Raw genomic sequence first — 10,522 nt, forward strand, 5'->3', positions numbered from 1 at the left:
AACCGAGAAGGCATCTCATGACGATCACCGCCTCCGTCGACCGCACCATCCAGCTCATCGCGTCGGGCGAAGAACAGGGTGAGACCTGCACGCCCGAACTCGTCGAGGCACCGTGGTCGTTCGACCTCGGAATGCCCGGGTACGGGCCCGGGGCATCGATGGCCGATCCGATTCCCGCGGACTCCCCTACGCAGGGCGAGCTGCCGCAGGAGTACCGCGACGCATCCGCCGAGGAGCTGGCCGACCGCATCCGTGCCGCCAAAGACACGCTCGGAGAGCGCGTGATGGTGCTCGGCCACTTCTACCAGCGCGACGAGGTGGTGCAGTTCGCGGACTTCGTGGGCGACTCGTTCCAGCTCGCGAACGCGGCCAAGGCGCATCCCGAAGCCGAAGCGATCGTCTTCTGCGGTGTGCACTTCATGGCCGAGACCGCTGACATCCTGACCGCGCGCGAGCAGAGCGTCATCCTCCCCAACCTCGCCGCGGGATGCTCGATGGCCGACATGGCCGACATCGACTCCGTCGAGGAGGCCTGGGAGCAGCTCATGGAGCTGTACCGGGATGAGCAGAGCGGTGCGGGCGCCGACGGCACGGCATCCGTCATCCCCGTCACCTATATGAACTCGTCGGCTGCGCTCAAGGCGTTCTGCGGCAGGCACGGCGGGATCGTCTGCACCTCGTCGAACGCGTCGACCGTGCTGCGCTGGGCTTTCGAGCGCGGCAAGCGGGTGCTTTTCTTCCCCGATCAGCACCTCGGACGCAACACCGCGAAGGCGATGGGCGTGCCGCTGACGGCGATGCCGATGTGGAACCCGCGCAAGAGTCTCGGCGGCAACAACGCGCAGTCGCTACGCGACGCGAAGGTCATCCTGTGGCAGGGCTTCTGCTCGGTGCACAAGCGGTTCACCGTGCCGCAGATCGCCCGGGCCCGGGCGGAGCATCCCGGCGTGCGCGTCATCGTGCACCCGGAGTGCCCGATGGACGTGGTCGACGCCGCCGACGAGTACGGCTCGACCGACTACATCGTCAAGGCGATCCAGGCGGCGCCCGCCGGGTCGACGTTCGCGATCGGCACCGAGATCAACCTGGTGCAGCGGCTGGCGGCGGAGTACCCGCAGCACACCATCTTCTGCCTCGACTCCGTGGTGTGCCCGTGCTCGACGATGTACCGCATCCACCCCGGATACGTCGCGTGGGTGCTGGAGTCGTTCGTGCGCGGCGAGGTGGTCAACCAGGTGCGCGTCACCGATGAGGTCGCGACGGATGCCCGGGTGGCACTCGAGCGGATGCTCGCGGCACGTCCCGACAGGACGATGGCGGCCTGACATGTCTCGCGTTGTGGTCGTCGGCAGCGGCATCGCGGGTCTCACCGCCGCGCTGCGGATCTCGACGTTCGCGGAAGTGACGCTGATCACGAAGGGAGCGTTGCAGGAGAGCAACACGCTCTATGCGCAGGGTGGCATAGCTGCCGCGCTCTTCGACGACGACAGCGTCGAGCTGCACGTGCGGGACACGCTCCTGGCGGGCGCCGGGCTCGGGAACGAGGATGCCGTGCGCATCCTCTGCTCAGAAGGTCCGGCGCTCGTGCGTGAACTGGTGCGTTTCGGTGTGCCGTTCGACCGGTCGGGCGGCGAGCTGGCGCGCGGGCTCGAGGCCGCGCACTCCCGCTCGAGGGTGCTGCACGCTGGAGGCGACGCGACCGGACGCGGGATCGAGGTGACGCTGGCGACGCGGGTGCGGGCATCCGGGATCCGCATTGTGGAGAACACGATGCTGACCGATCTCGTTGTGCGGTCCGGTCGCACGGTCGGTGTGCGCACGCTCGATGCGGACGGTACCGGCGGCGTGCTCGGGGCGGAGGCCGTGGTGCTCGCCACCGGCGGCGCTGGACGCCTGTACTCGCACACCACGAACCCGTGCGGTGCCACCGGCGACGGGATCGCGGCCGCGTGGCGGGCCGGCGCCGAGCTGGCCGACCTCGAGTTCTACCAGTTCCATCCGACGGCGCTGGCGGCGCCGGGCGGAACCCTCGTGTCGGAGGCGGTGCGTGGCGAGGGTGCCGTGCTCTTGGACGCCTCGGGATCGCGCTTCATGCAGCGCGTGCACCGGGATGCGGAGCTCGCGCCCCGCGACGTTGTCGCCCGAGCCATCGCTCGGCAGATGACCGCGCAGAACGGCGCCCCGGTTCTATTGGATGCCACAGGGCTGGGGCGCCGGTTCCTCGCGCATCGGTTCCCGACCATCCAGGCGGCGTGCGAGGCTGCTGGACTCGACTGGGCGCTCGAGCCGATTCCGGTGACGCCCGCCGCTCACTACTGGATGGGCGGGGTGAAGACGGATGCCTGGGCACGCACGAGCATTCCCGGTCTCTTAGCGATCGGCGAGGCGGCGTGCACCGGGGCTCAGGGGGCGAATCGGCTGGCGTCGAACTCGCTGCTGGAGGGGCTCGTGTTCGCGGCTCGTGCAGCGGATGCGCTGTCTGCTACCGAACTGCCCACGTCGCCGGTCGAGGACACCGTTCTCTCCGGCTCCGGCCGCGCAGCGGGCGAAGTGCCATCCGAACGCGCGGTGGACGATCTTCGCGACGTGATGTGGCGCTATGCGGGCGTCGAAAGGAACGCTGATGGGCTGAGCGAGGCTCTGCGCCTGATCGACGAGCTGCAGCCTGCGGACTCGGTTCCGAGCATCGCCGCACAGGAGGAACTCAACCTGCTGACGCTCGGCGACCTGGTGGTGCGCGCAGCCCTGGCACGGGAGGAATCTCGCGGCGCCCACTACCGCAGCGACTTCCCGACAACCCACTCAGAGGCCGTGCACAGCCGAGTCGTCCTCCGCGATGGCGACGTGCACATCGGCACATTCACCGACGCCCGTCAGGGCATGACACGAGAGGTGGTCGGCGCGTGCTGACCCAGCAGATCATCGACCGGGTCGTCACCGCCGCCCTCGAGGAGGATGCACCGTGGGGCGACGTGACCAGCGAACTGTTCATTCCGGCGCAGGCGACGGCATCCGCTCGCCTTGTCGCACGCGACCCAGGAGTGTTCTCCGGCGGTCAGGTACTCGAGCGCACCATGGTCGCCGTCGACGAGCGCATCGTCGTCGAGCTTCTGGTCGGCGACGGTGAGCGCTTCGAGAGGGCCCAGGCGCTGGCACGTGTGGCGGGGCCGGCCCGGGGCATCCTGCGCGGCGAGCGGGTCGCACTGAATCTCGTGCAGCGCATGAGCGGAATCGCCACGCTGACCGCACGCTATGTCGAGCTTGCGGCTGGAACGAACGCGCGCATCGTCGACACCCGCAAGACCACGCCTGGGCTGCGAGCGCTCGAACGCCACGCGGTGGTGTGCGGCGGCGGCCGCAATCACCGCAACTCGCTGTCGGATGCCGTCATGGCCAAGGACAACCACCTCGCCGTGCTCACCGCCGGCGGCCGATCGGTGACCGATGCGATCCGTTCCGTGCGGGAGCGGCTGGGACACACGACGCACCTCGAGGTCGAGGTCGATCGCATGGACCAGATCGAACCGGTGCTCGCGGGCGGTGTCGACACGATCATGCTCGACAACTTCACGGTCGACGAGCTGCGCGAGGGCGTCGCCTTGGTCGCCGGCCGGGCCATCGTGGAGGCCAGTGGCAACGTGAACCTCGACACGGTCGCCGCGATCGCCGCCACGGGGGTCGACGTGATCTCGGTCGGTGCGCTCACGCACAGCGTGCGATCGCTCGACATCGGGCTCGACCTCGACATCGACGCCGCTGCCGCCACTTCTCCTGCCACCGCCTCTTCCGCCGGTTGAGCGTGTCGAAACCACAGCGCTGATGCCGGCACCCGCCACTCTCTATCTCGACGCGGCAGCGACCACGCCCGTGCGCCGCGCCGCACTCGAGGCGGCGTGGCCGTATCTGACCGGCGAGTTCGGCAACCCGTCGAGCACGCACGAGCCGGGTCTGCGCGCTGCCGCCGCGCTCACGGATGCCCGCACGCGCGTCGCGTCGGTGCTCCGGTGTCGCGCATCCGAGGTGGTGTTCACCGCAGGAGGCACCGAGGCCGACAACCTCGCAATCAAGGGCATCGCGCTCGGCGAACCGCGCGGGCGTCACGTCGTGACGGCTGCGACGGAGCACGAGGCCGTGCTCGAGTCCGTGGACTTCCTGCGCCGGGTGCACGGCTTCGAGGTGGACTTCGTGCCGCTTGACGCGCAGGGCGTGGTCACGGTCGAGGCTCTGCTCTCGGTGCTGCGTCCGGATACCACCCTCGTTTCGCTCGCGTACGCGAACAACGAGATCGGAACGGTGCAGCAGGTGGCCGAACTGGCCGAGACTGCCCATCGCGTCGGAGCCCGGTTCCACACCGACGCGGTGCAGGCGGCCGGGCGGCTCCCGCTCGACGTTCGACGCCTCGGCGTGGACGCGCTCTCGTTCTCGGGACACAAGGTGGGCGCGCCGAAGGGCTCCGGTGCCCTCTTCCTACGCGGAGGCATGCCCGTCGAGCCGGTGTTGCACGGCGGCGGCCAGGAACGCGGTCGCCGGTCGGGCACCGAGAACCTGGCATTCGCGGTCGCGCTGGCCACCGCTCTCCAAGCCGCGGAGCACGAGCGGCCGGCAGCTGATGAGTCCGGCCTCACGACGGACCCGGACCGTGACGCGTTCATCGCCGCCGTCCTCACGCGAGTTCCCGGCACGACGCTGACCGGGCATCCGGAGCGGCGCATCCCGGGGCACGCATCGTTCGTGATCGACGGCGTGAACGGTGAGACCGTGTTGCTGGAACTGGAGCGGCGAGGAGTCGTCGCCTCCAGCGGTTCCGCGTGCGCTGCCGGTCGCACCGAGCCCTCCCACGTGCTCACGGCGCTCGGGGTGCCCGACGACGTAGCGAGCACGGCTCTGCGCTTCAGCTGGACGCACGCCTCCCCGGCCGACCTCGGCCGTGCGGCCGACGCACTCGTCGAATCCGTCGTCGCTGTGCGTGGCGCGGACCCTGCGCGAAAGGCGGCCGTCAGCGCGAACGAGTCAGGAAGCCTCCGCGAGCGCGGCGAGCCGATCGATTGAAGCCATAAGCCGCTCCGAAGTGGTGGCTCGCGCGCGTTCGAGGCGAGACTCGTCGTTCAGCTGAGTCCAGTCGTAGGTGTGGGTGACCGTGGTCCGGCCGGGTTCGATCTCCTGGAGCTCCCACCGCCACAGCTGCCCGATCGGCGGCTTTCCGACCTCTGCAGGCATCCAGGCGATGCGGCGGCCCTCCTCGAACTCGACGACATGGTTCTCGCGCACACGGCCACCTCGGTTCGTCATCGCGAAGATCTGGCCGACACCGTGAACCCGCTGTCCGGGTTCGGCTTCGAGAAGGTTGTCGTTGCCGTCCCACCTCGGCTGCTGTGCCGGGTCGGCGATCAGCTCGAAGATCACCGCGGCGGACGCCTGGATGTCACGGCTTGCGGAGGTGACGCGTGTCGCGTCGTCGTGCTCAGTCATATCCCCATCGTGGCGCATCCGACAGGATGGAGGAATGACGGCATCCGACATCATTCGCGCCGACCTCAAGCCCATGCTCATCGAGCCCAACTTCGGGTTCCTGGGCACCATCCGGCCGGACGACACCGTGCAGGTGAACCCGATGTGGTTCGAGTTCGACGGGGAGCACATCCGTTTCACGCACACCACGAAGCGGCAGAAGTACCGCAACCTGCGGCACAACCCGTCGATGAGCCTCACGGTCGTGCGCGAGAAGGACTTCTACCGGTACCTGGAGGTGCGAGGCCGCCTCGTCGACGTCGTGCCCGACCCGGAGGGCGAGTTCTACGTGCGCCTCGGGCGCCGGTACGGAGACGCAGAAGTGCAGCCGCCTGCGGATCGCGCCGACCGTGTGATTCTCGTGATGAGCGTGGAGCACGCCGTCACGAACTGAGCGCGCGGCACGCGCTCACGAACGGAGCGCGACGAACACGAACTCCTTGCCGGGGCGATCGGGAGCTTCGCGTACATCGCTGACCGTGAAACCCGCGTCAAGGAGCGAATGCTCGACCTCGCCGCGGGAGCGGAACCGCAGTGTCGACGTCGAGCGCAGCGGCTCACCGCTGGGCAAGACCACCCACGACTCGAACGTGACCAGCGGTGGCGAAACGTCGATCAGGTCGGTCCAGGAACGCACACGTCCCGCGTCGGGAAGCTGCACGTCCTCGAAAGTGGCATCCCGAACCCATCCGAGCCACGCCTTCTGCTCGGGGTCGCGTGTCTCGAAGACCAGCCTGCCGCCCGCACGGAGCGCTTCCCGGATGCCGGTGAGCGTAGCCATCCATTCCTCGTCGGTGAGGAACACCTGGGCGACGTTACCGGTCATGAACGCGATGTCGGCATTCAGCGGCGGAAGCGACGTCGCATCTCCGTGAATCCACCGGACGCGCTCGGCGTCCGGCTTGCCGCGTGCCACGTCGAGCGATGCCAGGGCCGGGTCGACGCCCACGACCTCGAACCCTTCCCCGGCGAGGAGGCAGGCGAAGGTGCCGGTACCGCATCCGATGTCGAGCACGGTGTGGGCGCTGAACTCTCGCACCATCGCGAGGTATGCGTCGAGGTCGCTCCGGTCGGGGTCGAGCGGGTCGTACAGGCGCGCGAGGCGCGGGTCGTCGAAGATCGCATCGGGCACGTCGTCAGCTTGCCATGCCGGAGGTTCCGCCGGTGCGGCACGTCCCGATTCTGCGGTGCAGGCTGTCAACCCCTGGGGGTCGTTTCCGCCCTCGCCATACCGTCGCCACCATGAGTGGAGAACTGAATGGCAAGAAGGTCGCCTTCCTGGCAACGAACGGGTATGAGGACGCCGAGCTGAGCTCGCCGTGGGAGGCGCTCGAAGCGGTGGGCGCAACGCTCACGATGGTGTCGCCGGAGTCCGGATCGATCAAGGGCAAGAACGGCCACCGGCAGTCGGTGGATGCGTCGCCTTCGCAGGTGCAGGCATCCGAATTCGATGCACTCGTTCTGCCCGGCGGAGTGGTGAACGCCGATCATCTGCGCACGGACGAGGCGTCGGTCGCGTTCACCAAGGGGTTCTTCGAGGAGCACAAGCCTGTCGCCGCGATCTGCCATGCGCCGTGGACGCTGATCGAGGCCGGCGTCGTGGACGGGCGGCGGATGACCAGCTACCACAGCCTGAAGACCGACCTGCGCAATGCGGGCGCCGACTGGGTGGACGAGGAGGTCGTGGTCGACCACGGCCTCGTCACCAGCCGCACCCCGGCGGATCTTCCCGCGTTCAACGCCAAGGCCGTCGAGGAGATCGGTGAGGGCAAGGACCAGGATCAGACCGCCTGAGGACGTAAGACGCGAGCGAGGTGCCGGGGTGATTCACTCCGGCACCTCGAGCGTTCAGAGCAGTTCGCCACCGGTCTGGCACTGCGGACAGTACTGAGCCGTCGTGCCTGCGAACGCGAAGTCCCGGATCGTGTCGTCGCATCCCGGGCACGGTTCACCGGCACGGCCGTGCACCAGCATCGCGGCCGTCTTCGCCGCCTTGAGTTCGGACATCGGGATGCCGCGCCGTGCGCCGATCGCTCCCCGGATGACACCGACCGTCTGCTCGAACAACCGCTCGAGCTCGGCCTCGTCGAGCGCCGACGCGTGAGCAATCGGATTCAGGCGCGCCGCGAACAGGATCTCGTCAGAGTACGCGTTGCCGATGCCTGCGATGGACTTCTGCTCCTCCAGCACGGCCTTCAACTGCTTGCGACGACCGACGAACGCTCCGTCGAAATTGCCGCGCGAGTAGCCCGAATCGGCCGGGTCCGGTCCCAGCGCGGCGATGCCGGACACATTGAGCGGGTCATCGACGACCCAGGCGCCGAGAGATACCCAGCCACCGGCATCCGTCAGTTCCAGGCGAGTTCCGTCGTCGAAGTCGAGGATCGCCAGCGCGGGTGGCAGCTGCTCGACAGCTGTGGTGTCGCCAGCCCAGCGCGCCCAGCCGTGCCGACCGAGCGAAATCACGAGGTGCTGCTCACCGAAGACGAGATCGAGGTACTTGCCGAAACGCCGAGCGCGCGTCAGATCGGATCCGATCAGGCTCTCCGGCGGACGGGGCCGCGTCTTGACCACACGGAACTCGAGCAGGTCCACCGCGGTGAGCGCGCGACCGGCGAGCCGATCGCCGATTTGCTCGACCACGGCCTGCACCTCTGGTGACTCGGGCATGCCCCTAGCCTCGCACGGTCATCAGACAGACGCCCGGCATCGTTGGCGGGTCCCGGTCGGGTCAGCGTTGTGGACGCCGGTGAACCACGGCGCCCTGGCCCGGATCGTCGTCAAGCCCGGCTCTGCCTGTGGTCTTCGACATCGGGCTCGGCCCGAAGCACGTCGGCGATCTCCTCTTCAGGGCGCGGCGCGATCGTCTCGTCCTCCTCGAGTTCCGGTACCGTTGGCTCTCCGGGGGCGGGTACGTGGTGCGACGAACGTTGTTCCTGAGCAGACACGTCGATGCTTCCTTCCGGCGACAGCGCAAGGATACGTCGCGAATGAAACGAGAAGCGCTTACAGAACCGCCCAGGTCTCCGACGCGATCCGTGGCACGGTCGCATGGGTCACGGCTCGATCACTTCTAGACGTTGAAGCGGAACTCCACCACGTCGCCGTCCTGCATGACGTAGTCCTTGCCCTCCAGACGGGCCTTGCCATGCGCACGAGCCTCGTGCACGGAGCCGAGCTCGACGAGGTCGTCGAACGAGATCACCTCGGCCTTGATGAAGCCCTTCTCGAAGTCGGTGTGGATCACACCGGCAGCCTGGGGTGCCTTCCATCCCTTGTGGATGGTCCACGCCCGCGATTCCTTCGGACCGGCGGTCAGGAACGTCTGCAAGCCGAGCGTCTCGAATCCGATCCGGGCGAGCTGGTCCAGCCCGCTCTCCTCCTGACCAGTGGATGCCAGCAGCTCCGCAGCATCGTCCTCGTCGAGGTCGATCAGCTCGGATTCGAGCTTCGCGTCGAGGAAGACCGCGTGGGCGGGCGCGACGAGGGCGGCCAACTCGGCCTTGCGGACGGCATCCGTCAGTACCGCCTCGTCCACGTTGAAGACGAAGATGAACGGCTTCGAGGTGAGGAGGCCGAGCTCCCTGATCGGAGCGAGGTCGAGGCCGGTGGCCGACAGCAAGGTGCCCTTCTCGAGCGCATCCTTCGCGGCGAGCGCGATCTCGAGAACGACCGGGTCGAGCTTGCGGCCGCGCACCTCCTTCTCGTAACGCGTGATCGCCTTCTCGAGCGTCTGCAGATCCGCGAGCATGAGCTCGGCACCGATGGTCTCCAGGTCGTTCGCAGGGTTCACCTCGCCCTCCACATGCACGACGTCGGAGTCGGTGAATCCGCGCACGACCTGCGCGATGGCATCCGCCTCACGGATGTTCGCGAGGAACTGGTTGCCGAGTCCCTCACCGGTCGACGCGCCGCGCACGATCCCGGCGATGTCGACGAAGCTCACGGCGGCAGGCACCACCCGCTCGGAGTGGAACAGCTCCGCGAGCACGCCCAGCCGGGAGTCGGGCAGATTCACCACGCCGATGTTCGGCTCGATCGTCGCGAACGGATAGTTCGCCGCGAGCACCTGGTTCTTGGTCAGGGCGTTGAAGAGGGTGGACTTGCCGACGTTGGGCAGGCCGACGATGCCGATAGTGAGAGCCACGGGCATCCATCGTATCCGGCGGCCTATGACCGGCCGGGTCGCTTCCAGGCGTAGTCAGCCGGTGGCCGACCGGCCGACGTGATACCGGGGGCTCGTAGCAGTCAGGGCCGTACGTATCGGAACGCGAGCGTCACATAGGGCAGCTCGATCGTCTCGCTGCCGAGGAGCTGCGGATGCTTATCGAGCAGTTCGCGCACGGCATGCAGCGTGCGCTCCTTCTGCGGCACGGTCATCACGGCGAAGTAGCTGCGGGAGCGCACCAGATCGATCAGGCCGTCACGGCTGAACGGCTGTGCCCACTCGAACGAGGCGGTCTCCGGCTCGCCGAACGGCGCGTGAACGTGAGGGTCGGCATCCATTCCTGTGGTGTATTGATCGCCGTCGGCGTGCATCGCGATGCCGAGTTGGCGCACCCAGTCGATGCGCTCGTCGCGGAAGTTCCAGATCAGGCCCAGTGTGCCGCCCGGCTTCAACACCCGGCCCGCCTCGGCGGAGGCCGCCTGTGCATCCACCCAGTGCCAGGCCTGCGCGTATGTGACCGCATCGACGGACTCGTCGGGAAGAGGCATCCGCTCCCCCGATCCAACGAGAGTCTGCACTCCCGGCACCGTGCTACGCAGCACCTCGAGCATCTGCGTGGACGGATCCACCGCGACGACCTCCCGGTCGCCTGCCGCCAGCGCACGCGTCAGCTTGCCCGTTCCGGCTCCGACGTCGACCACATGCGACTGTTCGGGCTGCACGAGCCAGGTCACCGCCTCCGGCGGATAGCCGGGTCGGGATGCCTCGTACACGTCGGCGACACCCCCGAACGATCGCGCATGTTCGAGCTTCGTATCGCGTGACTGCATGTGCTCACCATACGGC

Annotated in this window: 12 protein-coding genes; 6 read left to right on the forward strand and 6 right to left on the reverse strand. The window is 68.1% G+C overall.

Annotation, left to right across the window (positions count from 1 at the left end):
- Positions 1-17: 17 nt before the first annotated feature.
- Genes nadA through ACYVII_RS10145 form a run of 4 tightly spaced genes read left to right on the forward strand, consistent with a single transcriptional unit; the run spans position 18 to position 5,049 of the window.
- Entirely contained in the window at positions 18-1,325 is a 1,308-nt protein-coding gene (nadA, locus tag ACYVII_RS10130; protein WP_460534516.1) for a quinolinate synthase NadA, read from the forward strand.
- Position 1,326: 1 nt separating this feature from the next.
- Positions 1,327-2,910 carry an L-aspartate oxidase gene (nadB, locus tag ACYVII_RS10135; protein ID WP_460534518.1) on the forward strand — a complete coding sequence of 528 codons (1,584 nt, stop codon included), beginning with the start codon at positions 1,327-1,329 and terminating at the stop codon, positions 2,908-2,910.
- Complete coding sequence (gene nadC / locus ACYVII_RS10140) at positions 2,904-3,797, forward strand: nicotinate-nucleotide diphosphorylase (protein ID WP_460534520.1); 894 nt, start codon at positions 2,904-2,906, stop codon at positions 3,795-3,797. Before nadB ends, nadC begins: the two co-directional genes overlap by 7 nt.
- Before the next feature lie 22 nt (positions 3,798-3,819).
- Entirely contained in the window at positions 3,820-5,049 is a 1,230-nt protein-coding gene (locus tag ACYVII_RS10145; protein WP_460534522.1) for a cysteine desulfurase family protein, read from the forward strand.
- On the opposite strand, the gene ACYVII_RS10150 is transcribed toward ACYVII_RS10145, so the two are convergent.
- Positions 5,011-5,469, reverse strand: a complete 459-nt coding sequence (locus ACYVII_RS10150) for an SRPBCC family protein (protein ID WP_460534524.1) — start codon at positions 5,467-5,469, stop codon at positions 5,011-5,013. The two genes, ACYVII_RS10145 and ACYVII_RS10150, sit on opposite strands and share 39 nt — an antisense overlap.
- A gap of 34 nt (positions 5,470-5,503) precedes the next feature.
- On the opposite strand from ACYVII_RS10150, the gene ACYVII_RS10155 reads away from it, so the two are divergent.
- Entirely contained in the window at positions 5,504-5,902 is a 399-nt protein-coding gene (locus tag ACYVII_RS10155) for a PPOX class F420-dependent oxidoreductase (RefSeq protein WP_460534526.1), read from the forward strand.
- A 15-nt stretch (positions 5,903-5,917) separates the two neighbouring features.
- Here the strand turns inward: ACYVII_RS10155 and ACYVII_RS10160 are convergent, their stop codons facing one another.
- Positions 5,918-6,640 carry a methyltransferase domain-containing protein gene (locus ACYVII_RS10160; RefSeq protein ID WP_460534528.1) on the reverse strand — a complete coding sequence of 241 codons (723 nt, stop codon included), beginning with the start codon at positions 6,638-6,640 and terminating at the stop codon, positions 5,918-5,920.
- Positions 6,641-6,750: 110 nt separating this feature from the next.
- Between ACYVII_RS10160 and ACYVII_RS10165 the strand changes: the two genes are divergently transcribed.
- A complete protein-coding gene (locus ACYVII_RS10165) occupies positions 6,751-7,302 on the forward strand; it encodes a type 1 glutamine amidotransferase domain-containing protein (RefSeq protein ID WP_460534530.1) in 552 nt (183 codons plus the stop codon).
- A gap of 54 nt (positions 7,303-7,356) precedes the next feature.
- On the opposite strand, the gene ACYVII_RS10170 is transcribed toward ACYVII_RS10165, so the two are convergent.
- From ACYVII_RS10170 to ACYVII_RS10185, 4 genes are all read right to left on the reverse strand, one after another.
- Positions 7,357-8,178 carry an Fpg/Nei family DNA glycosylase gene (locus tag ACYVII_RS10170; RefSeq protein ID WP_460534532.1) on the reverse strand — a complete coding sequence of 274 codons (822 nt, stop codon included), beginning with the start codon at positions 8,176-8,178 and terminating at the stop codon, positions 7,357-7,359.
- A gap of 110 nt (positions 8,179-8,288) precedes the next feature.
- Positions 8,289-8,456, reverse strand: a complete 168-nt coding sequence (locus ACYVII_RS10175) for a hypothetical protein (protein WP_460534534.1) — start codon at positions 8,454-8,456, stop codon at positions 8,289-8,291.
- Between the two features lie 125 nt (positions 8,457-8,581).
- A complete protein-coding gene (gene ychF, locus ACYVII_RS10180; RefSeq protein WP_460534536.1) occupies positions 8,582-9,655 on the reverse strand; it encodes a redox-regulated ATPase YchF in 1,074 nt (357 codons plus the stop codon).
- Between the two features lie 101 nt (positions 9,656-9,756).
- Positions 9,757-10,506: a class I SAM-dependent methyltransferase gene (locus tag ACYVII_RS10185; RefSeq protein WP_460534538.1), complete on the reverse strand. Its 750-nt coding sequence runs from the start codon at positions 10,504-10,506 to the stop codon at positions 9,757-9,759.
- Between the last annotated feature and the right edge of the window lie 16 nt (positions 10,507-10,522).

The sequence above is a fragment of the Humibacter ginsengiterrae genome (genome assembly GCF_054780115.1).

Bases quoted from the DNA above. Each gene is read 5' to 3' on its own strand.
- nadA (WP_460534516.1), top strand. From the start codon at position 18: ATGACGATCACCGCCTCCGTCGACCGCACCATCCAGCTCATCGCGTCG.
- nadB (WP_460534518.1), top strand. From the start codon at position 1,327: ATGTCTCGCGTTGTGGTCGTCGGCAGCGGCATCGCGGGTCTCACCGCC.
- ACYVII_RS10145 (WP_460534522.1), top strand. From the start codon at position 3,820: ATGCCGGCACCCGCCACTCTCTATCTCGACGCGGCAGCGACCACGCCC.
- ACYVII_RS10150 (WP_460534524.1), bottom strand. From the start codon at position 5,469: ATGACTGAGCACGACGACGCGACACGCGTCACCTCCGCAAGCCGTGAC.
- ACYVII_RS10155 (WP_460534526.1), top strand. From the start codon at position 5,504: ATGACGGCATCCGACATCATTCGCGCCGACCTCAAGCCCATGCTCATC.
- ACYVII_RS10165 (WP_460534530.1), top strand. From the start codon at position 6,751: ATGAGTGGAGAACTGAATGGCAAGAAGGTCGCCTTCCTGGCAACGAAC.
- ACYVII_RS10170 (WP_460534532.1), bottom strand. From the start codon at position 8,178: ATGCCCGAGTCACCAGAGGTGCAGGCCGTGGTCGAGCAAATCGGCGAT.
- ACYVII_RS10185 (WP_460534538.1), bottom strand. From the start codon at position 10,506: ATGCAGTCACGCGATACGAAGCTCGAACATGCGCGATCGTTCGGGGGT.